Source organism: Staphylococcus sp. GDY8P54P (assembly GCF_017892645.1).
Classification (GTDB): domain Bacteria; phylum Bacillota; class Bacilli; order Staphylococcales; family Staphylococcaceae; genus Staphylococcus; species Staphylococcus ureilyticus.
In genome coordinates this window covers 143163-167318 of record NZ_JAESLN010000028.1, presented here as the reverse complement: position 1 = coordinate 167318, position 24156 = coordinate 143163, and the positions used below count along the sequence as shown (strand labels likewise).

General features: G+C 32.4%; 26 protein-coding genes. 9 read left to right on the top strand and 17 right to left on the bottom strand.

From position 1 onward, the window contains the following. Positions 1-42: 42 nt before the first annotated feature. The gene (lexA, locus tag KA883_RS09490; RefSeq protein WP_046208566.1) at positions 43-666 is read left to right on the top strand and encodes a transcriptional repressor LexA; all 624 of its coding nucleotides are present in this window, start codon (positions 43-45) and stop codon (positions 664-666) included. A 188-nt stretch (positions 667-854) separates the two neighbouring features. Here the strand turns inward: lexA and KA883_RS09485 are convergent, their stop codons facing one another. The 3 genes from KA883_RS09485 to rpsN all read right to left on the bottom strand — a co-directional run bounded on the left by KA883_RS09485 (position 855) and on the right by rpsN (position 3330). Further along, a complete protein-coding gene (locus KA883_RS09485) occupies positions 855-1871 on the bottom strand; it encodes a CAP domain-containing protein (RefSeq protein ID WP_046208567.1) in 1017 nt (338 codons plus the stop codon). A 20-nt stretch (positions 1872-1891) separates the two neighbouring features. Beyond that, positions 1892-2869 carry a GMP reductase gene (gene guaC / locus KA883_RS09480; protein WP_046208568.1) on the bottom strand — a complete coding sequence of 326 codons (978 nt, stop codon included), beginning with the start codon at positions 2867-2869 and terminating at the stop codon, positions 1892-1894. Between the two features lie 191 nt (positions 2870-3060). Beyond that, a complete protein-coding gene (rpsN, locus tag KA883_RS09475) occupies positions 3061-3330 on the bottom strand; it encodes a 30S ribosomal protein S14 (protein WP_046208569.1) in 270 nt (89 codons plus the stop codon). A 223-nt stretch (positions 3331-3553) separates the two neighbouring features. Between rpsN and rpmG the strand changes: the two genes are divergently transcribed. Both rpmG and KA883_RS09465 read left to right on the top strand, forming a co-directional pair. Further along, entirely contained in the window at positions 3554-3703 is a 150-nt protein-coding gene (gene rpmG, locus KA883_RS09470) for a 50S ribosomal protein L33 (protein ID WP_017724369.1), read from the top strand. A 348-nt stretch (positions 3704-4051) separates the two neighbouring features. Beyond that, on the top strand, positions 4052-4300 hold the full coding sequence (locus KA883_RS09465; protein WP_046208570.1) for a hypothetical protein: 249 nt from the start codon (positions 4052-4054) through the stop codon (positions 4298-4300). A 329-nt stretch (positions 4301-4629) separates the two neighbouring features. Here KA883_RS09465 and KA883_RS09460 read toward each other — a convergent pair whose 3' ends face one another. Continuing rightward, the gene (locus tag KA883_RS09460) at positions 4630-6117 is read right to left on the bottom strand and encodes a catalase (protein WP_046208571.1); all 1488 of its coding nucleotides are present in this window, start codon (positions 6115-6117) and stop codon (positions 4630-4632) included. A 223-nt stretch (positions 6118-6340) separates the two neighbouring features. On the opposite strand from KA883_RS09460, the gene KA883_RS09455 reads away from it, so the two are divergent. Then, entirely contained in the window at positions 6341-7786 is a 1446-nt protein-coding gene (locus KA883_RS09455; protein ID WP_046208572.1) for an amino acid permease, read from the top strand. A gap of 203 nt (positions 7787-7989) precedes the next feature. After that, a complete protein-coding gene (locus tag KA883_RS09450) occupies positions 7990-8304 on the top strand; it encodes a hypothetical protein (RefSeq protein WP_046208573.1) in 315 nt (104 codons plus the stop codon). A gap of 274 nt (positions 8305-8578) precedes the next feature. On the opposite strand, the gene KA883_RS09445 is transcribed toward KA883_RS09450, so the two are convergent. From KA883_RS09445 to KA883_RS09430, 4 genes are read right to left on the bottom strand one after another with little or no spacing between them, the layout of a single operon-like run. After that, positions 8579-9382, bottom strand: coding sequence for a Cof-type HAD-IIB family hydrolase (locus tag KA883_RS09445; protein ID WP_064209007.1), 804 nt, complete (start codon positions 9380-9382; stop codon positions 8579-8581). Between the two features lie 53 nt (positions 9383-9435). Further along, a complete protein-coding gene (thrB, locus tag KA883_RS09440) occupies positions 9436-10347 on the bottom strand; it encodes a homoserine kinase (protein ID WP_046208575.1) in 912 nt (303 codons plus the stop codon). Position 10348: 1 nt separating this feature from the next. Continuing rightward, entirely contained in the window at positions 10349-11410 is a 1062-nt protein-coding gene (thrC, locus tag KA883_RS09435; RefSeq protein WP_046208576.1) for a threonine synthase, read from the bottom strand. A 5-nt stretch (positions 11411-11415) separates the two neighbouring features. Continuing rightward, entirely contained in the window at positions 11416-12699 is a 1284-nt protein-coding gene (locus KA883_RS09430) for a homoserine dehydrogenase (RefSeq protein ID WP_046208577.1), read from the bottom strand. Positions 12700-12891: 192 nt separating this feature from the next. Here KA883_RS09430 and KA883_RS09425 point away from each other — a divergent pair, with 192 nt between their 5' ends. Further along, the gene (locus KA883_RS09425) at positions 12892-14259 is read left to right on the top strand and encodes an aspartate kinase (RefSeq protein ID WP_046208578.1); all 1368 of its coding nucleotides are present in this window, start codon (positions 12892-12894) and stop codon (positions 14257-14259) included. Positions 14260-14355: 96 nt separating this feature from the next. Here the strand turns inward: KA883_RS09425 and KA883_RS09420 are convergent, their stop codons facing one another. Further along, entirely contained in the window at positions 14356-14949 is a 594-nt protein-coding gene (locus KA883_RS09420; protein WP_046208579.1) for a hypothetical protein, read from the bottom strand. A gap of 111 nt (positions 14950-15060) precedes the next feature. Continuing rightward, on the bottom strand, positions 15061-15507 hold the full coding sequence (locus KA883_RS09415) for a DeoR/GlpR family DNA-binding transcription regulator (RefSeq protein WP_226857773.1): 447 nt from the start codon (positions 15505-15507) through the stop codon (positions 15061-15063). A 283-nt stretch (positions 15508-15790) separates the two neighbouring features. Here KA883_RS09415 and KA883_RS09410 point away from each other — a divergent pair, with 283 nt between their 5' ends. Next, positions 15791-16654 (top strand): NERD domain-containing protein, encoded by an 864-nt coding sequence (locus tag KA883_RS09410; protein WP_046208581.1) that lies wholly within the window; start codon positions 15791-15793, stop codon positions 16652-16654. A gap of 236 nt (positions 16655-16890) precedes the next feature. On the opposite strand, the gene nucI is transcribed toward KA883_RS09410, so the two are convergent. Then, complete coding sequence (gene nucI / locus KA883_RS09405; protein ID WP_046208582.1) at positions 16891-17424, bottom strand: thermonuclease NucI; 534 nt, start codon at positions 17422-17424, stop codon at positions 16891-16893. A gap of 176 nt (positions 17425-17600) precedes the next feature. Between nucI and KA883_RS09400 the strand changes: the two genes are divergently transcribed. Further along, on the top strand, positions 17601-17792 hold the full coding sequence (locus KA883_RS09400; RefSeq protein ID WP_046208583.1) for a hypothetical protein: 192 nt from the start codon (positions 17601-17603) through the stop codon (positions 17790-17792). A 109-nt stretch (positions 17793-17901) separates the two neighbouring features. On the opposite strand, the gene KA883_RS09395 is transcribed toward KA883_RS09400, so the two are convergent. The 6 genes from KA883_RS09395 to hflX form a co-directional block, all read right to left on the bottom strand. Then, positions 17902-18450, bottom strand: a complete 549-nt coding sequence (locus KA883_RS09395) for a GNAT family N-acetyltransferase (RefSeq protein WP_046208584.1) — start codon at positions 18448-18450, stop codon at positions 17902-17904. Positions 18451-18581: 131 nt separating this feature from the next. After that, complete coding sequence (locus tag KA883_RS09390; RefSeq protein ID WP_046208585.1) at positions 18582-18782, bottom strand: hypothetical protein; 201 nt, start codon at positions 18780-18782, stop codon at positions 18582-18584. A gap of 311 nt (positions 18783-19093) precedes the next feature. Beyond that, the gene (gene glnA / locus KA883_RS09385; RefSeq protein ID WP_046208586.1) at positions 19094-20434 is read right to left on the bottom strand and encodes a type I glutamate--ammonia ligase; all 1341 of its coding nucleotides are present in this window, start codon (positions 20432-20434) and stop codon (positions 19094-19096) included. A gap of 21 nt (positions 20435-20455) precedes the next feature. Continuing rightward, complete coding sequence (locus KA883_RS09380; protein WP_073342234.1) at positions 20456-20824, bottom strand: MerR family transcriptional regulator; 369 nt, start codon at positions 20822-20824, stop codon at positions 20456-20458. 242 nt (positions 20825-21066) lie between these two features. Further along, positions 21067-22290: a methionine gamma-lyase family protein gene (locus tag KA883_RS09375; protein WP_046208587.1), complete on the bottom strand. Its 1224-nt coding sequence runs from the start codon at positions 22288-22290 to the stop codon at positions 21067-21069. A 14-nt stretch (positions 22291-22304) separates the two neighbouring features. Further along, positions 22305-23537, bottom strand: a complete 1233-nt coding sequence (gene hflX / locus KA883_RS09370; RefSeq protein WP_046208588.1) for a GTPase HflX — start codon at positions 23535-23537, stop codon at positions 22305-22307. 103 nt (positions 23538-23640) lie between these two features. Between hflX and KA883_RS09365 the strand changes: the two genes are divergently transcribed. Next, positions 23641-24114, top strand: coding sequence for a glutathione peroxidase (locus tag KA883_RS09365; protein ID WP_046208589.1), 474 nt, complete (start codon positions 23641-23643; stop codon positions 24112-24114). Positions 24115-24156 lie beyond the last annotated feature (42 nt).

Here is a 24156-nt window from a genome sequence, read left to right as displayed (position 1 = left end):
ACATGCTATAATAAAAATAAATTAATGTAGGGAGTGCCTATTATGAGAGAATTAACTAAGCGACAAAATGAAATTTTTGAATATATTAAGCAGACTGTTCATTCAAAGGGTTATCCGCCAAGTGTTCGAGAGATTGGTGAAGCTGTTGGTTTAGCATCAAGTTCAACTGTGCACGGACATCTTTCTAGATTAGAAGAAAAGGGTTATATAAAAAGAGATCCAACTAAACCACGTGCAATCGAAATCGTTACCGAACAATTAGGTGAAACTGTAAACATGGAATCCACAATCCACGTGCCAGTCATCGGTAAAGTAACAGCAGGTATACCTATCACTGCTGTCGAAAATGTTGAAGAGTATTTTCCGTTACCTGAGCACTTTACATCTACACATAACAGTGATATTTTCATCTTAAATGTTGTTGGTGATAGCATGATTGAAGCTGGAATATTGGATGGAGATAAAGTTATCGTAAGAAGCCAAACGATTGCTGAAAATGGTGATATTATTGTAGCCATGACAGAAGAGAATGAAGCTACAGTCAAACGTTTTTACAAAGAAAAAACACGTTACCGTTTACAGCCGGAAAACAGTACAATGTCGCCAATCTATTTAGATCAAGTTGCTGTGTTGGGTAAAGTTGTCGGCCTATTTAGAGAAATTTAATTTTATAGATAAAGACACTCTCAATAAATAAGAGGCTACGCTCTAAGCGTAGCCTCTTATTTATTGTCATTTTTTTCTAAAACATCTTTTACTTTTTCTAGTATATCTTCTGTTTGATCTTTTTTATTTGTTGTCATAATACCTCATCCTCACAGAATACAGATACCCTTTTCAACAATGTATAAACACTATCCCGTATAATTTTCAGTCCAATAAGGTTGTTTGTGTTCATTAAAATCAACTCCGACACCTAACGTACTAAATTCATCTTTAAGGATATTTTTTCTATGGCCTAAAGAGTTCATCAATCCTTGATGAGCATATATACTACTTGGTTGACCATAAGCTAAATTCTCGCCAGCTGCATTAAAATCATGGCCATCTTGTTCTAATCTATCAAATGGTGAATCACCAGATTGATTATTATGGTCAAAATAATTATTCTCAGCCATATCAGTGCTGTGTTTACGTGCTGTATCAGAGATAGCCGTCGAATAATCTAACGTATTTAACCCATGTTGTACTCTTTCAGCATTGACCAAATCAAGGTTTTGCAGTTCAAAACCTTTTGCTAAATTACGCGATGGTGTTGCATATTGATTTTGAAGTCTATTCTCCATTTTTTCACTTACTAATAGTAGCGCAGTAAGATTATTGTCATTATGTTTGTCATAAAAAGCAGTTGTGTAAATGTTGTCTTTTTTAAAATTGTCAAATTCATTATCGCGAACGTCTATACTTAAATGACCTTTGCGTTTTGCAGTTATCGGATCACCTAATCGTTCTCTAACTATATTTTTAGGAGTATTGTATTTGATTTTAGATTTTGAAGAAATAACATTTTGATTACTGTATAGTCCGTTCACTTTACCTTTAATATAACTTACCATAATAAAACGCTTATAATTCTCCGAATAGTAAGTATACCATTGCGTACCATATTCATTTGAAGTAACACGTTTTGCCTTACCCAGTTTTGTTTCAACTTCATCCTTTGACATATTCATTTGAATGTTATTCAAAGCAAATTCTTGCTCATCAGGTACTTTTAAAGCATTTTCAGTTTGTGACTGTTCAGAAGAAGACCAACTATCTACTTTTGCTTTAAATTGTTGCTGTAAATTTTCTAAAGGTGTAAATGCTTTGATTGGAGTAATTAAAACAATACAAAGAAATACAATTACATATAATAAAAATCGTTTAATTTTTTACACCCACTAGTTTATTAGTCTCTATCTCCATTAAAGATTGAGTTTCTTACTATAACATAATCCACTTTAGTTAATGAATTTAAATCATTGCCACCTGCATATGAAATAGAACTTTGTAAATCTTGTTGCATTTCAATTAATGTGTCTTTCAATAAACCTTTATGCTCAACAAACATTTTTTTACCTTCAACATTTTTGTGTTCACCTTTTTGGAATTCTGACGCACTACCAAAATATTCTTTATACATTTTTCCATCTAATTCAACGGTTTCACCAGGTGATTCTTCATGTGCAGCAAACAGTGATCCTACCATAACCATTGATGCACCAAAACGAATTGATTTAGCAATATCACCGTGAGTTCTGATTCCTCCATCAGCTATTATTGGTTTTCGTGCAGCTTTACTACAATGGTTCAACGCGGCTAATTGCCAACCACCTGTGCCAAAACCTGTTTTAATTTTTGTAATACAAACACGACCTGGTCCAATACCAACCTTAGTTGCGTCTGCACCAGCATTTTCCAGTTCACGTACGCCTTCCGGAGTACCAACGTTACCAGCGATAACAAATGCTTCAGGTATGTGCTTTTTAATATGTTTAATCATATTAATGACAGCATCTGAATGACCATGAGCGATATCAATTGTTATATATTCAGGAATCACATTATCATGTGCTAATTTTTCAACAAAATCAAATTCACGCTCTTTGATACCAACTGAGATTGAAGCAAATAATCCTTTATCATGCATTTTCTTAACAAATGGTATACGCGCTTCTTCATCAAATCTATGCATAATATAGAAGTAATCATTTTCAGCGAACCATTCTGCTAACGTCTCATTCATTACTGTTTGCATGTTCGCAGGTACCACTGGCAATTTAAATGATTTTGGTCCAAATTTCACAGTAGTATCACATTCTGAACGACTATTTACAATACATTTATTTGGAATAAGCTGTATATCTTCGTAATCAAATATCTTCATAATTAAATAAACCCCTAACATTTATTAATAAAATAGTATTTAAAGGTAAGATTTTCAAATGAAATTCATAACTATAACTAAAAATACTTATACATACGATAGTTATTTCCGAACAATGACATTTAATTTATCTTTACCAATAGTTAATATACATGCTTTTACCTTAAATGTAAATGAACTAAAGTCTGAAATTACCAACTTGATTTTTTTACGCCTGGTATTTGACCTTTATGCGCATGTTCTCTAAATGCAATACGTGACATTTCAAACTTTCTGAGCACCCCTCTTGGACGGCCAGTTACTTTGCATCTGCGTGTCAGTCTTGTCGGTGAAGCATCTCTAGGTAATTTGCGTAATGCTTCATAATCTCCTTGCTCTTTCAATGCTTTTCTCAATTCGTAATATTGTGCTACTAAGCGTTCTCTCTTTTGTTCCTTAGCAATTTTGGATTTTTTAGCCATAATATTCTCTCCTTTTAAATCGTAATAATTACGTTTTGTATAATAACACATTCTATTCATTTATCAAACTAAAATAATTAAATGATTAAAATCCAAATAATAATTATCAATTTAAAATATAATTAACTATACACTTTTCAAAATTAAATCTTATTGAAATTAATAATAGAATATGGTAATATTTTAAAACGTAATGATTCCTGTTAAGAAAGAGGTGTTAACTTTGCGCGTAAATATAACATTAGCTTGTACTGAATGTGGTGATCGTAATTATATTAGCACTAAAAACAAGCGTAATAATCCAGAACGAATTGAACTTAAAAAGTTCTGTCCACGATTAAATAAATACACATTACATCGTGAAACAAAATAATTCTGTGCTTTTATTATCTTTTTAATACGACACTTCAAGCTAATTGTCTGGGATAAAACATCTCGGACTTAGCGTAAACGTCAATTCTATTTCATTACAATAGAATTGACGTTTTTATTATATAGTCATTTTATTAGTTTCAATATTCATTGAAATAATGGTGATTTAAAACTTTAAATACACAAAATTACTATCGCTTATTACAAATTATAATTTATTCACCAATTTTAATAGTTATTTAACAATAAAGTGTTTAATTAACACTTTTAAATAAGTTAAGCGTCTATTAATCATGGTCCCCAAGCCTTATAATGAAATCGTATATTAAAAAATATGGAGGCGTTTTATATGGAAAATCGTCATATTACTGATAATCAAAAAAAGCACATAATCAATTCAATAACGGAGAAAACAAAAGATAAAAGCGTATGTAACTGTGAACATCCAAATATTGAAATATTAGATGGACATTATTTTCTACCATTGTTAACAGCTTCTTTAGGAAATGATCCAACACCTATGATAACTTTATTGTGTAATAATTGTGGGAAAATGCATTTCTATTCACAAAACTTCTTAGGTATAAAAACACGGTAAAGATTTTTAATGACTGTGCCATAAAATTAGGTATCATTCAGTCAAACATTATGTTGTTAGCGTTAATTAAACAATTCTTTAATAGTTTACAATTCTCCAACTTTGTAAGCTATTTTTATAAATGGAACAACTTAAAAACTAAACCATACTTAATACTTCAGCACGAAATATAAAAACGGATGATTTTTTACTTTATATTGTAAAAAATCATCCGTTTAATATCATATTCGCATTACAGATAACTCAAATATTTAGAATAAATGAGCTGCTTTCATATCATTCTATACGCGAATGAAACATGGTTATGCGTGTATAACAAAATACACTTATTAATCTGCAATTTCTAGGTCTACATCATTAATGTCAATGCCTAGTGCTTTCGCAACACCTTTACCATACTCGCTATCCGCTTTATAGCAGTGACGAATATGACGATGTTGTACCTCTAAAGTAGTACCTTGCATTTCATTGGCTGTATTTTCAAAAATACGTTCTTGTTGTTCTTTTGATTGTAATCTGAATAAACGACCTGGTTGTTCGAAGTAGTTATCATCGTCTTCTCTGAAATCATATTCATAAGCTTCTCCTTCAACTTTAAGCCCAGGTTTTTTAAATTCAGGTTGATCTTCAAATGAGCCATCACTATTTGGATAGTAGTGTGTACCGCCACCTTGGTTATTATCAAGAATTCTCATTTGACCATCACGACTGAATGGGCAAATATTTTCAATGCCTACACCTTTAGGTTGGTTAACTGGGATTTGCCAATGGTTCACACCTAATCTATAACGTTGCGCATCACCGTATGAGAATAATCTACCTTGTAACATTCTGTCTGGAGAGAAATCTATACCAGGTACAATATTTGTTGGTGCAAAAGCAGCCTGTTCAACATCTTGGAAATAGTTATCTGGATTACGGTTAAGTTCCCATTCCCCAACTTCAATAAGTGGATAATCGCCTTTATACCAAACTTTAGTTAAATCAAATGGATTATCTTTATGATTTCTAGCTTGTTCTTCTGTCATTACTTGTATATATAATTTCCATTTTGGATAATCTTTATTCTCAATTGCTTCAAATAAATCACGTTGTGATGATTCTCTATCATGAGCAATGATATTAGCAGCTTCATCAGGTTGTAAGTTTTCAATACCTTGTTGTGTTCTGTGATGGAATTTTACCCATACACGTTCACCTTTGTCGTTATACATTGAGTACGTGTGTGAACCAAAGCCGTGCATATGTCTAAAGCCTTTAGGAATACCACGGTCTGACATTAAGATTGTGACTTGGTGCAATGCTTCAGGCAAAGATGTCCAGAAATCCCAGTTGTTTTGTGCGCTTCTCATATTTGTTCTTGGGTCACGTTTTACAGCGTGGTTTAGACTTGCAAATAATTTTGGATCTCTAAAGAAGAATACTGGTGTGTTGTTTCCTACTAAATCCCAGTTTCCTTCATCTGTATAAAATTTCAACGCAAATCCACGGATATCACGTTCAGCATCAGCCGCACCTCTTTCACCTGCTACAGTTGAAAAACGTGCAAACATTTCCGTCTGTTTACCAACTTCAGAAAAAATGCTTGCTGATGTATATTGTGTAATATCATTTGTAACTGTAAATGTACCAAATGCACCTGAACCTTTTGCATGCATACGTCTTTCAGGTATAACTTCTCTATCAAAATGAGCCATTTGCTCTAAAAAGTACCAATCTTGCATTAATAATGGACCTCTAGGGCCTGCTGTCATACTATTTTCTCTATCTGAAACTGGTGCGCCAAATAAGCTCGTCAATTTTTTCTTGTTACTCATAATATTTCCCCCGCTTTTTCTTATTAATAATAATTATTACCTAGTACTTATTTTAATCTATAATATTTGTAAAAGCAACTCACAATACATGTATAAAATAACAATTTTCAAAATATTTGAACATTTTATGGCTTTAAAGTCATAAAAAGCATTGCTCTTAAATCATAAAACCATTAAAATGAAGAATATATTTAAAATTCAATAGACTATAGGAGACTGTATTATGGCACAAAACAATATGAATCGTGGTCTAAATTCAAGACACATTTCTATGATAGCAATTGGCGGTGCAATTGGCACAGGCTTGTTTGTAGCTACTGGAAGTGTAATATCACAAGCTGGACCAGGTGGTGCAATATTAGCTTACTTGATTATTGGTGTAATGTTATATTTCTTAATGTCTTCAATTGGTGAACTTGCTACCTTTTACCCTGTATCTGGTTCTTTTAGTTCTTATTCAACCCGTTTTGTTGATAGTTCCCTAGGCTTCACCATGGGGTGGCTATATTGGGCAATTTGGCTATTAGTTACAAGTGTTGATATTATTATTTCTTCAAGTGTAATTTATTATTGGGATTTCTTCCAATTTTTCAGCCCAGTTACTTGGAGTATTATCTTCCTTGCTATACTTTTCTTACTTAATATTTTTTCTGTAAAAGCTTTTGGTGAAACAGAGTTCTGGTTATCTCTTATCAAAGTTGCAACAATAATTATTTTCATCGTTATTGGTGTATTAACGATTATTGGTATCTTAGGTGGAAAGACATATGGTTTAGGTAACTACGTAACAGGAGAAGCTCCTTTTGTAGGAGGTATCTCTGGCTTCCTTGGTGTTTTACTTGTCGCTGGATTCTCTGTCGGCGGTACTGAAGTCGTAGCCGTAACAGCTGGAGAATCTTCAAATCCAAGTCAATCCATGCCAAAAGCAATTAAACAAGTATTTTGGAGAATATTATTGTTCTATGTTTTATCAATCGCCGTTATTTCAGCAATCATTCCTTACACAGATCCATTGTTATTAAACAAAAGTGAATCTGTCTCACAGAGTCCTTTTACAATCGTTTTTGATCGTGTAGGTATTGCATTTGCTGCATCTGTTATTAATGCTGTTATTTTAACTTCATTATTATCTGCTGCAAATTCAGGTATTTATACTACAAGTAGAATGTTGTTCTCAATGGCTGAAGATAAACAAGCACCTAGATTTTTGAGTAAATTAAATAAAACTACAAAGTTACCTTTGGTATCATTGTTCGTAACTTTTATGATCGTTTTATTAATAATTATAATCGCTCAGTTTAAATCAGATATCGTCTTTTCATTATTAAATATTATTGGTTCTTTAGTCATCGTTGTTTGGGCTTCTAGTATCGTAGCACAAATCCGACTGCGGTCTGCGATAAAAAAACAAAACAAGAACCCTGATGAAGTGCTACCTTATAAAGCTCCCTTTTATCCCTTAGGGCCAATCATAGTTATCATTGCGTTATTATTCTTATTCATCGGAAATTCAATTGGTGCAATTTTAGCAGGCGACATTAGTGTCTTAATTAGAAACCTATCGCCAATGATCATTTTAGCCATCATATATTTTGTCCATAAATTATTGCGACAAACTAAAATTGTTAAACTCGAAGACATTGATTTAAAAGAACATGATTATAATTAATGAACTGCACTGTAAAAGTATTTTAAGATACTTTTTGCAGTGCTTTTTTAATATTAAAAACCCTACAGTTATTTATTACCTACCTATTCTAAAATAAACCTTTATCATGAGATTTTATAATAATTAAAAACATATCATATTTTCAGATAGTCAAAATTAGGGTATAATGAAGTTAATAATTTAATGACTTAGAGGTGGAAATTATGATTGGACAAACAAACCTATTTGACGATATTTTAGAAACTGATGAACGTTTCGTTATTGTTGTACAATCACTTGAAGAAAGACATGATCAACTAATCAAACGCACATTAAGAGAGTACCCAAGTTTAGATCACTCACAAATGGAAAGTCTTTTTAGCCATCTTAAAGAACTATTTTCAGAAGAAGCATTTGAAGATAATCAATCAGCGTTTTCAATTACGGTTTATACCAATTTAAATTATGCAGCAGATAATGTCTATGCGCATGTTAAAAGACATCGAGGTAAAAATGAATGGACACATACTGCAAAATAAGTACTTACTTAAGATGAGTCTGAGATATAAAATTCTTGGACAAATGTGACGTATTTTAGCGAAACGCTTGAGGGAACAGGACAAGCTGAAGACTACAGGTTAGAGCTATCATTCAAAAGGCGAGTCAATAATAGGAAGTATTAAATAAATGAAGCACTCAGATGATATAATTTAATTCATCTGAGTGCTATTTTTAGATTTGTGCCCCACTCTCATCTATATTCAGAATGAGGTTTTTGAATAAGACTATCAATCAAAGACACAATACAACATTTTAATTGAGTAAAGATTTCAGAGTATGTGGGATACCATCATTATCATTTGTTAAAGTAACTTCATCAGCAACAGCTTTGACATCATCATTTGCATTACCCATAGCAACAGCTTTACCAACTACTTTTAACATCGATATATCATTCGAACTATCACCAAAACCAATAACTTGAGATAAGTTTATATCTAATTTTTGACACAACTCAGTAATCGCATTGCCTTTTGATACACCTTGAGCCATAAATTCTAAGAAAAAAGGTTTACTTGTAGTAACATCGATGTTTTCATTAAAATGACCATCTAAATTATTTCTAATACTTGTAATATTTGGAACATAATCAATGCCCATAACTTTAGGTACATCTTGTTGAATATATGCTTTTAAATCATCTACCTGTTTCATTGGCAGGCCTGTGAGTTCTGATTCAATGTTCATATATTCATGTTCACCCTCATAGACGATATAACCATCTTGATAAGTTAAAACAAACAAGCTATGTGCTCTACAAAAATCAACAATACTATCAAAATCAGATTTTGATACAGTGCGACTCACTTCCACTTTTTCATCAGAAACGTTAACCGTTTTTCCACCATTATAACTTATGACATAACTTTTATATTGGTCTAATTTCAAATGTTTTGCTGTAGGCATCATACCATCTGTTGGTCGACCTGAAGCAAGTACAACTTTATAACCTTGCGCTTGGATATTCATTAAATACTTGGCTGTTTCAGCGCTAACTTCGTTATCCGAAGTCATTAATGTATCATCCATATCCATCACTATTAATTTATATCCCATCTTATAATCTCCTTTCAACATCTACAAAACTATATTATAACAAATCAATCAAACTAATATACTACTTCAGATTCAACACCTGTGATATTGACTGTAACGAGTTCTGATCGACAATTCGTAAATTCACGTTTCAATTCTCTTACTAGTTCGCCGCTTCGTTCAGGTGCAATCAGGGTTAATACAGTTGGTCCTGCACCACTAATAACAGTGGCATAAGACTTATATTGTTTTGCAATCTGTTTAATCGTTTGGAATTCTGGGATTAAATGTTGGCGATATGGTTCATGAAAACCGTCTTGTTCCATCATTTTGCCTGCCAATTCATAATTCTGTTGTATTAAAGCACTAATCATCGTATTACTGATTGCACTATTTCTAACAGCGTTTTTATGCGAGAATGTTTCCGGCAAGACATTCCTTGAAAGCGTTGTACTCAATTCATTTGATGGTATTGTAATGATAATATCAGCTTTTGGCGGGTCAATATATGATACATCCGTCACTTTTGTTTCAGGATCATAATATCCTAAGACAAGCCCACCATAAATCGTGGGTGCCACATTATCAGGATGTCCTTCAAATTCAGTTGCCAACTGCAATAATTCATATTTAGAAAGCTCTATATCACCAAAATAATTCGCTATGTATAATCCACCTACGAGTGCAGAAGCAGAGGAACCTAAGCCTCTTGCTAACGGGATTTCACTTCTCATTTCAATAGATAGGGACGGTAAAGTCACATCATATTTATTGGCTACTTGCTGTGCAATTTGATAAATATAGTGTGTTTCATCTGTTGGTAATGATTCAACATTAGGGCCTATATGTTTAAATGACCATCTATTGATATTATTGATACGCACATCAAGATACAAAAATTTATTTAATGCCATTCCAATAGAATCAAACCCGACACCTAAATTAGCAGTAGATGCCGGTATTTTTAACTGTAAGTGTACACTCATACTAAAGTGCTCCTTTAATATATTCTAAAATGCTTTCTCTATCATTTGGTAGTGGCTTAATTGGGTTATCTAATAATGAAATAGCTGTGTCTGGATCTTTTAAGCCATTACCAGTCAATACTGACACTACGCGTTTTCCCTTAGGTAACTTACCAGCACGATGCAACTTAATCAAACCAGCAATGGAGGCATTACTTGCAGGTTCACTAAATATACCTTCTTTTTGAGCCATCAATTGGTATGCTTCTAAAATTTCTTCGTCTGATACACTATCAATGAGGCCTTGTGATTCTTTTAGGGCATGATTAGCTTTATCCCAACTTGCTGGGTTACCAATTCTAATTGCAGTAGCTACCGTATCTGGATTCTTCACTACTTTATTTTGAACGATTGGTGATGCACCTTCAGCTTGGAACCCGTATAAATGAGGAAGTTGTGTATCATTTACGTCATGATACTCTTTAAATCCTTTCCAATATGCTGAAATATTACCAGCATTTCCAACCGGAATCGATAATATATCTGGTGCTTGACCATTCAGCTGTTGAATTACTTCAAAAGCGCTTGTTTTTTGACCTTCAATACGATAAGGATTAACAGAGTTCACAAGCGCGATTTCACCATTTTTAGCCACTTCTTGTACAATTTCAAGCGCTTCATCAAAATTGCCTTCTATAGAAACAATTTCTGCACCGTACATAACTGCTTGTGACAATTTACCTAAAGCTATTTTCCCTTCTGGAATAACGACAATCGCTTTTAAGCCTGCTCTCGCAGCATACGCTGCTGCAGAGGCTGACGTATTGCCAGTTGAAGCACAAATCACAATTTTCTTGCCTTCTTCTTTAGCTTTTGCCATTGCCATTACCATGCCTCTATCTTTGAATGAACCTGTTGGATTTGCACCTTCATACTTAACATGTAATTCAATACCAAGCATTTCAGACATATTCTCGCAATATATCAAAGGCGTATGACCTTCATTTAAACTTACTTTTGGTGTATTAGCTGTCACTGGTAAATATGCTTTAAATTCTTCTACAAGTCCTTGCCAATTTTTCATAAACATTAAACTCCTTCAACTGGATATATTTTCTGTACTACATAGCCTGATTGTTGAATCGTTGCTATCGGTGATTCATCAATACCTATAATAACCACACCTGCAGTATGTGCATCACGTTCAGCCACTACTAATGATTTATGAACAGGTAATTCGCCTTTTAACAAGGTTTCAACTTGTTTTACATCTTCCCCATCTGTTTGGACTACAACATAATAACTTTCCTTACCTTTAATAACAATCGTATCTTCTTCTTCATTCATCATTTCTTTGGTTTCTTCAGTTTTTAATTCAAAATGCGGGGGTAACGTATGTAAATTAGTATCAAAATTAAATGTTACATTTAATAAATCACTGACAACAGCACTTCCTGTTGCTAAACTACCCGCACCTTTACCATAAAACATTGTTTCTCCAACAGCATCACCAATAACATAAATCGCGTTAAATTCATCTTCAACAGACGCTAACTGATGGCTTTTATCAATCAAAGTTGGTGCAACAGATGCATTGACCTGAGCATTTTCATATGTACCTTTACCTATCAATTTTATCTTATAGCCAAATTTATCAGCTACTTTAATATCTGGTAGCGTAACATCGCTAATGCCATATCTATCAACTTCATCTAAATTAATTACTTGGTTAAACGATAAATACGAGGTAATGACGACTTTTCGTGCTGCATCAACACCTTCAACATCATCAGTTGGATCCGCTTCTGCAAACCCTAAACGTTGTGCTTCTGCCAAAGCTTCTTCAAATGATGTCTCTTCTTGAGTCATCTTACTTAAAATAAAGTTAGATGTACCATTTAAAATCCCCATAAACTTACTTATATTATTAGCATTTAAACCATTGTTTATCGCATTTACAATAGGAATACCGCCTGCAACACTAGCTTCATATTTTAAAGCAACGTCATTTTCTTGCGCTAAATGTTCTAACTCTCGTAAGTTTTCAGCCAACAAATCTTTATTTGCTGTAATCACATGTTTTTGCTCACTCAATGCGCGTTTTAACCATTCTACTGTAGGTTCAACGCCTCCGAGCACTTCGACGATGATATCTATTGAGTCATCATTAAATATATCTTCTATATCTTCTGTTAAGTTATATTTTGATGTGTTAATAGGCCGTTTTCTAGACTTGTCACGTACTAATATATGTCTAATATTAATATCTTTATTCATCGTTTCTCTAATTTGTTCTCTATTTTCTTCTATTATTTTTACTACACCAGAACCTACTGTTCCTAAACCAAGTAGTGCTACATTTAATTCTTTCATGTTTTCATTCCTCCGTTTGTTTATCTAAAAAATACAATTGTACAGTTGAAAAATACTTGAATATGGTATAGTATAAATTCATTCATTATTTTTGTAAAGTCTACGTATATTTAAAACGTATATATATATTATCACTCCTGTGATAAAAACTAAACTAAATTTTCTGATTTTTTAGAAAGGTTGTATAACATTATGAAAGTAACTAAATTCGGAGGAAGCTCTGTTTCCAATGCAGAGCAAATTAAAAAAGTATTAGATATTGTTAATTCAGATGAAGCTCGTAAAATTGTAGTTGTTTCAGCTCCAGGAAAGCGCGATAAAGATGATGTAAAAACCACTGATTTATTAATTCGACTTTACGAAAAAGTAATAGAACGATTGGACTACACTTCTAAAAAAGAGGAAATTATTCAACGCTACAAGGATATTATTAATGAACTCAACATGAGCGACACACTTTTAAAAACAATTGATGAGACTTTAGAAAATTACATAGCAACATTGAGGAAAAAACCATCAAGACTACTTGATGCTCTACTTTCATGTGGCGAGGATTTTAATGCTCAAATTATTGCAGAATATAATAACAGCCAAGGCATTCCAACGCGCTACATTTCACCTGGAGAAGCTGGTATTACCGTTACAGATTTACCTCAAAATGCACAAATCTTAAATCAATCATATGAAGCACTGTATAAATTACGGTCATTTGAAGAAAAGTTAATCATTCCAGGATTTTTTGGTATTTCAAGACAAAATTACGTGGTCACATTTCCTCGTGGTGGTTCAGATATAACCGGAGCCATAGTAGCAAGAGGTGTCAGAGCAGATTTATATGAAAACTTTACAGATGTTTCAGGCATTTTTAGAGCCAATCCTTCTATTGTTAAAAACCCTGAAGTCATAAATGAAATTACCTATCGTGAAATGCGTGAGTTGTCTTATGCTGGTTTTGGTGTATTCCATGATGAAGCGTTGCAACCATTACACAAAGATAGAATTCCTGTCGTTATAAAAAATACAAATAGACCTAATGATATAGGCACTTATATTAGACATGATAGAGAAATTGATTCAAATAGTGTTGTAAGTGGTATTAGCTGTGACAAAGATTTCACAGTATTAAATATTAAAAAATACCTTATGAATAGACAAGTTGGTTTTACACGTAAAATATTAGCTGTACTAGAAGACTATAATATTTCATTTGATCATATGCCATCAGGTATAGATAACATTAGTATCATCATGCGCTCTAAAGAGATACAAAACAAAGAGGAACAAGTACTTAATGATATACGTAAAAATTGTGATGTAGATGAGTTAAGCATTGAACATGATTTGGCAATTTTAATGGTAGTTGGTGAAGGCATGCATAGAATCGTTGGCACAGCTAGCACAATTACGCATGCACTTGCAGAATCAAACATCAACTTAAAAATGATGAACCAAGGCGCCTCAGAAATTTCTATGATGTTTGGTATCGATGTGACAGATGCAGAGAAAGCGGTCAATGCAACTTATGAATATTGTTACACTAAAAATTGTTTGAATACTTAAATAATAATTCAAAACTTTATGTCTATAAAAAAATCCTTCAAATCGTATAGACTCATTTGAAAGTTAATGAATACTATTGAATGATTTGAAGGGTTTTTAAATTGCTTTTTTTTCAGATATAAGTGCTTGGTTAATACGTTCATCTCCGACTACTAAGCGTAAAATAACAAATTGATAATAACTTAATGAATCAATTACGCTTCTATAATTCGGTAATTGATGATAATCAATCGGATCTAATAATTCATACATTAACACAATTTCAGGTTTAATATAATCTACATCCCATTTGATAGAATGAAAATAAATATGCTTTTCAGGTAATCGAATATTGTGATTCCATCTAAACATCCATTCATCATTTTCTACGTCATAAACGATGATTGTCATGATTAACTCATCATTTATATAAATATTTGCGTGAGTAACATCTGCAAATTTTAACTTTGAAAAATCAGTAGTAGTATTTGTACCGTCATGTAACACAATCGTATTATCTTTAGGTATAAACTTTAAAACTTCACCTAGATATTTTCTTTCGACACTAATATCAACCTTATCGTCTAAATTAAACTCATCATGAAGAAAGAGTTGTTTTGCGACTTCACCATTATATTTAAACAGTTCAGGTACATTTTCAGTTAAATTTTTTACAACTTCTTTAATATTTTTATTATTACTAACTGCCAAATCTGTACCTCCTATCAAAAGTAAGCGTTTCCATTAATAATTATTATATTATTTGTTGTCGTATTTTTCAATGTGAAAAGCACAAAAATGTGAACTTAAACACATTTTTATTTAAAACTTGCCAATATAGCTATAGTCTTGTCGATTTTGTTGGTTCAAAATGCTCGGTCTGTTAACAATAAATAATGCTTCTGAACTATGGTATAAAGCCAACTGAATTTCAGCAATTTCTGGCAATGTTTGGTACAGCGCCTTATCTACCATGTAAGGTGCAGTTGCAAAATAATAACGAATGCGATATCTCGCAAATGTTTGGATCACTTCCGAACCAGTAATAATATGTAGTGCATTGTCTACTTTTCCATTCGGCATTATGATATTAAAATCAGTGTATCTTGCGACATATTTAATGATATCTGTTGAAAAAGTAATCACTGAAATTTTAAGATTAGCATCATATAATTCGTCAAGAATTTGATAATTAACTGGATGATTATCGAATGCAATAACATCTTCATTATTTATATTTTCTATTATGTAGTTGATATATTTTTTCATAGTCGTCAATTCAATGTCCTCCAAACAGACTTTTCAATACTTAGTTTCATTGATAATATATGTATTACCCGATTTAGCACTTATTTAATAGGCATATATGTTTTTTAATTCATTAATTTCTATAATAAATCAAATCGCTCTATTATATATTAAGTAGGAATTGCTTATAATTAAAAAATATGATTATACTAATATTGAACTTATTAGTTAGTTGTATTTGTACTAATATAAATAAAAGAGTAAAATATAGTTTATTAAAAATATTTAGATTAGGATGATACCAATGTTTTTCCCGATTATTTTAGCAATAATTATTGTAATACTATTATTAGTTATTATTATTGAAAGAAGAGTGATGAATCATAAGCTTGAGACTGAATCATACGCAAAAGATCAGTTAATAAATAAAATTAGTATCATCACGCGTGAAAACACATATTTAAAAAATCAAATGCTTGAAAAAGATGTTAATAATGATACACATCATCATGGATTAAGAAAAGCAAAACAGGATTTAAACGACATATTAAATCAATATCGAAGTGAAGGTTCAATTTCATTTTTTGATATTATCACAACTGGAAATTTAGCAGTGAAACATCCTTTGTTTGAATATGCTAGAGCTTTCGATTACATCGTCATTACTGAAAAAGGATTATTTAATATCAATGTGAAAAACTGGAAGCAAAAAACATTTTATCATTTCACGGTTGACCCAACAAATGACACACAAAATAATGGAAGCGATACAGTAAATCAAACGGTTGGACGTTATATTGCAAACCAATTCCACAGTCAATTTCAATCAACACGACCAACAACATACACATTTGTAGAAAGAATTAGAAATAATTCTATTATTTATGACTTTTATAACTATGATCCATATGAACAGTCTTCAAAAAATGCCAAAGCATTGGAAGATAGAATTGCAGACCAATTAAACCACAGAATTCAAAATATTGGTTTAGTTTATTTTACAGATGGCAGCGTCAATTTAATTGATGGACCTACAGAAAGACAAGATTTTGTAGAAACAGTTTCATCCAAATCTTCACTAAAAGAAGTCATTGGTGAGACGATTGTAAATGCTCAAGAATCATTAACTGAGGCACAATACAATGAATTGCTTGCACATTTTCACTAATTAAAAGGTATTTAAAAAGCTGCAATAGAGATTTTGTTACGTGACGACATATCTGAAAGTGATTTAAATGAAAGAATACAAACTTACATTAAGTAAAGTTGAACACAGACAAACAAGCACGGTTAAAATCATAAAGATTTAAATATAAAAGAGAGCTAATCCATTAGGGTAGCTCTCTTTTTTGAGTATGGTTATTTATGTACCAGCCTCATTTGCGTTTAAGCCATTTGAAATTTTTAACTCCAAATATTTTCTTTATTGCTTTTAGCCATCTGTTCTGCTTTTTCGAATAAGTCTCTATATTTTCCATTTGGTGAAAAATACTTTTCTCTTGCCAATCCTTTTTTCACTAACAATTCATTGAACATGGTTTCTTTATCTAACCATACATATGCTAATGTGCGCCCATAGCGATCTTCTTTTTCTTTATCATATTCTAAAAAGACATCTTTATCGGTTAAATGTTCTTTTGAAAAATCAGATGCTTCCTTACCATATGGTTGTACAGGTGTATTTGGTTTAACAGTCTCTGGCGTGTCTACACCTATCAACCTTACTTTAATTTGTTCATGCTGACTATTGTTTGCTACTAGTGTGTCTCCATCAACCACACGCGCTACATGTACTTTCTCAGTTTGTTTTGGTCCAGTATGATTGTTATTGGAATCATTGGATGAAAAAGGACCAGTACCATTAATAAACTGAAATGCCAGTACACCTAGTACAACTATACTTATAATTAATGTCGTAATTTTCTTTGTTGATTTCATTGTTGCACCCACTTTTTTGAATATACCAAATTATCATATAGAAAATTAAAGTTTACGTCAAGATGCTCATTCCAAAGAAAAATTACGCTTTTACAACAAATGAAACTATAATAGTTCTTTATTTTAACTCACTTAACAAATCGTGCTATAATACTAAGATGATAGGAGTGAACAACTTGAGTATATTTAAGGAGAACATGATTACAGTTATTGCGATTGTTATAGCAATCATAGTGGGATTAATATTACAGTACCAATATCAATTCCCACCTCTTGTATCTGCAGTTGTCGCAATATTTTTAGGCCTTTTTATTGGATTTATTGTCTTTCTCATTCAAGTGATTGTAACTAAAAACAAGAAAAAATAGTACCTTCTGCCGAGTGTTTAAATCGGCAGTTTTTTATTTAAGTTAACATAATATTGTTATTGTTATTTTTATATATAGTAAAAAATAAGTTTTGCTTTAGAAGTTATATTTATAAAATCGCTCGGTTTAATGTCTTTTCTAATAACGTCCATGCTTCGTAATCTTTTTCATTTGAAAGGATTGGTCTAAACCCATAATTTAGATACATATTAACTGCTTGATAACTAGTGGTTTGAGAAGTTAAAAACGCTTGGTTATGATATTGAGATAGGCGATTCATTGCTTCAGATAATAAAGGTTTAGACAATTGCTTACCTTGATACTCTGGGAGTATCGCCACCCAATGAATGCGTCCGCAAATTTTACTATCTCTTGTTAAATTTCCATACCATGCTGTTGTAGTACCTATGACTTCACCTTTAGGATTTTCAAGAAACAAACATCTTTGTTCCATTTCATGCATATTTTGTCCGAATTCAGTGTTAAAATGTGTCAATGCTTGATCTGTAGTATCAAATTCATTTACTTTCATTTCTAAATTTGCCCATTTTACTTCTTCTCCTATTTTAAAATTTCGAATTTTATATCCAACAGGCAATTCATACTGTGGAATACTTTCTAAATTTTCTCTTATCATCTGTACTTTTAAATATTTCATACCTTAATCCCCTCACTCACAAGCCATTTATCATCAGAAAAAGGTTGAGACATGATGTTCGTCTCAACCTCAATTAGTATAATTTTCAATTCACTGAACCTTACTTGCATTATAACTTATAACGCTTGTATTTACTCTACTTCTTTTATAAATGTTAATATAGCATGAAACTCTTCTTCATTTGCTGAGAAAGCACGCTCTTCCACTTCACGAACGGTTGAATTGAGTAATTGATAATCCGCTACTTCTTCATCTTTTAAATATGCATTTATGCTACTTTCTAATTCTTTTAAGGAACTCGCTTTTAATGTACTTAGTTTTACTTCTTGCATGTAACTACAACCCCTTTTAATTATTTTTAATCATTTTAATAAGATTAAAAGTTATTTTTACTTAAAAAAACTATAAATATGATATGTTTTTTCAAAACCCCTAATCTTATTTTCAAAAATTATATCACTTCATACATATTTTACATAGTTTTTTTATTCTTTAATAGTTCAAACAATGCTTATCGTCCTCAATTTCCATCCAAAAAGCTTTAATTAATACAAATAGGTGCTTAAAAAAGCAATCCAAATCACTTATGAGTAAGTGACTCGGATTGCTTGTATACCTAGTGTTTGCCCCTTTTGCTTAGCACCTAGTATTGTTTTAAATATTGCTCTCTTTCCCATTCAGAAACTTGAGTTCTATAATAATCCCATTCAATAGATTTAGAATTTATAAATTGATTATAAATGTGATTACCCAAAGCCTCTTTAATAGAATCATTATCTTTCATTGCTTTAATAGCAGTATATAATGTTGATGGTAAATCTTGAATACCAACGGCTTCACGTTCTTCACGATTCATTTCATATATATTTTGATTTACTGGCTCAGGTACTTCTAATTTATTTTCAATACCATCTAAGCCCGCTTGTAAAATAGCCGCTAATGCTAAGTAAGGATTGGCTGCTGGATCTACTGAACGAACTTCTACACGTGTTGATAAACCACGTGAAGTTGGTACACGAATTAATGGCGAACGGTTTTTACCACTCCAAGCAATATAGCATGGTGCTTCATAACCTGGAACTAAACGTTTATAAGAATTAACCAATGGATTACATACACCAGTTAAACCTCGTGCATTTTTTAGAATACCTGCGATAAAATGATATGCATCTTTAGTCATTTCCATATCGCCTTCAGGATCGTAAAAGGCATTTTCTTTACCCTTGAAGAGTGACATATTGAAGTGCATGCCGCTTCCGTTCACACCAAATAATGGTTTAGGCATAAATGTTGCATGAAGATTGTGTTGACGTGCAATTGTTTTAACAACTAATTTAAATGTTTGGATATTATCACACGCAGTGATAGCATCTGCATATTTAAAATCAATTTCATGTTGTCCTGGTGCCACTTCATGGTGACTTGCTTCAATATCAAAGCCCATGTCCTCTAATTCTAAAACAATATCACGACGACAATTTTCACCTAAATCTGTAGGCGCAAGGTCGAAGTAACCACCATTATCATTTAATTCTAATGTTGGTTCACCTTTTTCATCTAATTTAAACAAGAAGAATTCAGGTTCTGGTCCTAAATTAAGTTCACTAAACCCTAAATCTTGCATGTTTTTTAATACACGTTTCAAGTTTGCACGTGGGTCACCTTCAAACGGTGTGCCGTCTGTTTTATAAACATCGCAGATAAGACGAGCCACTTTGCCTTGACCTGCTGTCCATGGGAAAATAACCCATGTATCTAAATCTGGACATAAATACATATCTGATTCTTCAATACGGACGAAGCCTTCGATTGAAGATCCATCAAACATCATTTCATTGTCTAAAACTTTTTCTAATTGGCTTACTGGTACTTCCACGTTTTTAATAACACCTAAAATATCAGTGAATTGCAAACGTAGGTATCTGACATTTTCTTCCTTAGCGAACTTGTGTATGTCTTCCTTGGTAAATGTACGTTTTGCCATTATAAATGTCCCCCATTAATTTTATTTGATAAATCGAGATAAGTCACCACGATTTATCGGAATCGCTTCTCGTTGTGGTTTCTGTGTAGCATCAACAATCATTTGTTTTCTCGTTTCTTGTTCATCATCAGAAAGGTGATCTTGTTCGTCATTTAAAATCTGTTTAATACCTTTTAAATTAAAGCCTTTTTCTATCAATCTTTTTATCTCTAAAAGGCGTTCCAAATCGTTTAACGAAAAAAGTCGTTTATTTCCTTCTGACCTATGTGGTTTAATCAGTTCATGTGTCTCATAATAGCGAACTTGTCTAGCAGTTAGTTCACTTAATTTCGTAACAACACTCATAGAGAAGACCGGCATGCTTCGTCGTATCGTATCTTTTGACTCCAATCCAATCACCTCTATTTTTGAACTTGTATTTAATTTAGCATAATTCTTAAAGCAATTCAAAAATATGTTAGGTTTTCTAACATATACTTCAAACCATTGATTTAATTAACTTTATAATGCACTTCCTACATTTAATCGCAGAATTTTCCGAAATTTTTTCTATAATTAGAAATAGCCACATATGCATTTTAATTTGCTATTTGACATAGCTATAAATACAATGTGGCCTCTCTTTAAATTTATTAAAATATTTTTTCAACAGCTCTTGTTACAGCTAATTTAACGTGTTCATACGTTAAGCCACCTTGAACATAAGCCTCATACGGTGGTCTTATAGGACCATCTGCTGATAATTCAATTGAAGAACCTTGAACAAACGTACCCGCAGCCATAATGACATCATCTTCATAACCCGGCATATAAGATGGTTCAGGACTAAAATGTGCGTTAATCGGTGAAGCTGCTTGAATACTTTGGCAAAATTGAATCATCTGTTCCTTCGTATCAAAAGTGACCGTTTGAATTAAATCCGTTCTAGGCACATCAAATCTTGGTGAGGTGTGCATATTCATTTGTTCTAGTAACAAACTCGTAAATAATGCACCCTTCAAACTTTGGCTCACAACATGTGGCGCTAAGAAAAATCCTTGATACATTTCTTGTAACGAATATAGTGAGGCACCAGCTTCTTTACCAATTCCTGGCGCAGTTAAACGGTATCCACATCTTTCCACCAATGTTTCATTTCCAACGATATAACCACCGATTTTAGCTAGCCCTCCACCAGGGTTTTTAATTAAGGAACCAGCCATTAAATCAGCGCCGCACTCTATAGGTTCTCGTTCTTCTACAAATTCACCATAGCAATTATCTACAAATATTATGATTTCAGGATATTGCGCTTTTATTTGTTGAATTGCACTTTCTATTTTTGTTAAATCTATGGATGGTCGTTGATCATAACCTTTCGAACGCTGAATAGCGATGACCTTAGTTTGTGGTGATATTTTAGTTAATACCTTATCAATATCGATTTCACCGTGCTTTAAGTCTACTTTATTATATATTACTCCGTGTTCTTTTAAACTTTCTATACCATTACCATTAATACCTATCACTTCTAATAATGTATCGTAAGGATTACCTGTAATATACATTAATTCATCCCCATATTTCAAAGTACTTTGTAAAGCAATTGTAATCGCATGCGTACCAGAAATAATCTGAGGGCGCACTAATGCGTCTTCCGCCTTAAATGCATGTGCATATACAGCTTCTAAATGATCTCGACCTATATCATCATATCCATAACCCGTTGTGCCAAGTAAGTCACTTTCGGATACTTTAACAGCGTGGAACGCGTCCATCACTTTTTCTTGATTGATATAAGCAATCTCTTCTATATTTTTAAAATAAGGTTCTAGTTTCGCTTCTGTATCTGCTATTAATTGTTTCATATTTTTCATCGTAATTCTTCTTCCTATTCTTTTTTAAACCCTTTTACAGTATATGTTGCATCTTTCTCATTAAATATGATTTCTGTGACGAGTGTATGTTGTTTCAAGAAATATAATCTATCAGCATCAGCACTTGAGACATTTTCTTCATAAAAAGTTAAAGCTGATTTAACTTGCTCTATAAGTAATTGTTTCACTTTGTCTTCATCTTCTTCATTTTTACTTGAAACAAAAACTGATGGTAAATGAGTTGTTGGCATAGTTCCTTCGTGTAAATCTTTTTTATTAAAAATAATAGCTTGAGGAATATGCCCCATATCTAAGTCACCTATGATTTGGTTTACTGTATCATACTGAACTCGATATTCAGGATGACTAGCATCCACAACATGTAATAGTAAATCTGCGCCTTTCGCCTCTTCTAAAGTGGATTTAAACGCAGCAATGAGTGTAGTTGGTAGTTTTTGAATAAAACCAACCGTATCAGATATGATTAGGTTAAATCCATCATTGATTTGAATTTGTCTTGTTTTAGGATCTAGCGTAGCAAAAAGCAAGTTTTTCTCATAAGTAGCTTCATTCGCCAATGCATTAAACCAAGATGATTTACCAGCGTTTGTATATCCAATAAGTGCTACTTGAAACACATTATTTTGTTCACGTTTGTTGCGATATCGCTCTCGATGTTCAACCACCGTTTCTAATTGATGTTTGATTTCATTCATACGTGTTCTAATATGACGACGATCCATTTCTAACTTAGTTTCACCTGGACCTCTCGTTCCGATGCCACCACCTAATCTTGATAAACTGCGCCCATGACCTTGAAGTCTAGGTAATAAATAATCTAATTGCGCTAATTCTACCTGAAGCTTACCTTCTTTACTTCTTGCTCGAAGTGCAAATATCTCTAAAATCAGTTGTGTTCTGTCGATAATTTTAACGTTCAGATTACCATTTAATGTTTTTGACTGGGCTGTAGTCAATTCATCATTAGCAACAAGTACATCTATATCATTCATTTCTATATAAGCTTTTATGTCCTCTAATTTACCTTTTCCAACGTAATATTTATTATCAAAATGTTGTCTGTTCTGGGTAAATTCAGCTTGTACATTTAATTGGCATGTTTCAGACAATGAAGCTAATTCTTCCATTGTTGATTCAAAATCAAACACTTCATCGGTTTGAGCTTGTACGCCAACTAAAATCGCTGTCTCTAATTCTTTTTTAGTCGTATGTGTTTGTTGGCTCATAACATGCACCTCTTTCAAAGTTTTCTTTGCTATTTTATCATAGTGTTTATATAAAGACTATCTTCTCAAATTATGTTAAATTAATAATAAGAGGTGACATGATATGACTATATACGATATAGAAGTTCAAAAACCAAATGGCGAAACTTACAAGTTAGAAGAATATAAAAATAAAGTATTACTAATTGTCAATACTGCAAGTGAGTGTGGCTTTACACCACAATTTGAAGGACTACAACACTTATACGACAACTATAAAGATCAAGGATTTGTTGTGCTAGGTTTTCCATGTAACCAATTTGGGGGTCAAGAACCAGGTACGGGTGAAGAAGCTACTCAAAACTGTAAAATTAACTATGGCGTTTCTTTCCCAATGCACGAAAAAATTGATGTCAAAGGCGAAAATCAACACCCTTTATATCAATTTCTGACAGAACAACAAAATGGATTTTTCAATGAAAAAATCAAATGGAACTTCACCAAATTTTTAATCGATAGAGAAGGTAATGTAACTAATCGATATGCGCCACAGAAAAAACCGAGCCAAATTGAAGCTGATATTGAAGCGTTATTATAAATAAATTACTGATTTAAAGAAGAAAGCTACACTNNNAGTGTA

Bases quoted from the DNA above. Each gene is read 5' to 3' on its own strand.
- KA883_RS09430 (WP_046208577.1), bottom strand. From the start codon at position 12,699: ATGAAAGAATTAAATGTAGCACTACTTGGTTTAGGAACAGTAGGTTCT.
- rpsN (WP_046208569.1), bottom strand. From the start codon at position 3,330: ATGGCTAAAAAATCCAAAATTGCTAAGGAACAAAAGAGAGAACGCTTA.
- KA883_RS09450 (WP_046208573.1), top strand. From the start codon at position 7,990: ATGATTGGACAAACAAACCTATTTGACGATATTTTAGAAACTGATGAA.
- KA883_RS09390 (WP_046208585.1), bottom strand. From the start codon at position 18,782: ATGCAAGAAGTAAAACTAAGTACATTAAAAGCGAGTTCCTTAAAAGAA.
- KA883_RS09365 (WP_046208589.1), top strand. From the start codon at position 23,641: ATGACTATATACGATATAGAAGTTCAAAAACCAAATGGCGAAACTTAC.
- nucI (WP_046208582.1), bottom strand. From the start codon at position 17,424: ATGAAATCAACAAAGAAAATTACGACATTAATTATAAGTATAGTTGTA.
- KA883_RS09410 (WP_046208581.1), top strand. From the start codon at position 15,791: ATGTTTTTCCCGATTATTTTAGCAATAATTATTGTAATACTATTATTA.
- KA883_RS09425 (WP_046208578.1), top strand. From the start codon at position 12,892: ATGAAAGTAACTAAATTCGGAGGAAGCTCTGTTTCCAATGCAGAGCAA.
- lexA (WP_046208566.1), top strand. From the start codon at position 43: ATGAGAGAATTAACTAAGCGACAAAATGAAATTTTTGAATATATTAAG.
- hflX (WP_046208588.1), bottom strand. From the start codon at position 23,537: ATGAGCCAACAAACACATACGACTAAAAAAGAATTAGAGACAGCGATT.
- KA883_RS09375 (WP_046208587.1), bottom strand. From the start codon at position 22,290: ATGAAAAATATGAAACAATTAATAGCAGATACAGAAGCGAAACTAGAA.
- guaC (WP_046208568.1), bottom strand. From the start codon at position 2,869: ATGAAGATATTTGATTACGAAGATATACAGCTTATTCCAAATAAATGT.
- glnA (WP_046208586.1), bottom strand. From the start codon at position 20,434: ATGGCAAAACGTACATTTACCAAGGAAGACATACACAAGTTCGCTAAG.
- thrC (WP_046208576.1), bottom strand. From the start codon at position 11,410: ATGAAAAATTGGCAAGGACTTGTAGAAGAATTTAAAGCATATTTACCA.
- KA883_RS09455 (WP_046208572.1), top strand. From the start codon at position 6,341: ATGGCACAAAACAATATGAATCGTGGTCTAAATTCAAGACACATTTCT.
- thrB (WP_046208575.1), bottom strand. From the start codon at position 10,347: ATGAGTGTACACTTACAGTTAAAAATACCGGCATCTACTGCTAATTTA.
- KA883_RS09465 (WP_046208570.1), top strand. From the start codon at position 4,052: ATGGAAAATCGTCATATTACTGATAATCAAAAAAAGCACATAATCAAT.
- KA883_RS09395 (WP_046208584.1), bottom strand. From the start codon at position 18,450: ATGAAATATTTAAAAGTACAGATGATAAGAGAAAATTTAGAAAGTATT.
- KA883_RS09460 (WP_046208571.1), bottom strand. From the start codon at position 6,117: ATGAGTAACAAGAAAAAATTGACGAGCTTATTTGGCGCACCAGTTTCA.
- KA883_RS09445 (WP_064209007.1), bottom strand. From the start codon at position 9,382: ATGGGATATAAATTAATAGTGATGGATATGGATGATACATTAATGACT.
- KA883_RS09415 (WP_226857773.1), bottom strand. From the start codon at position 15,507: ATGAAAAAATATATCAACTACATAATAGAAAATATAAATAATGAAGAT.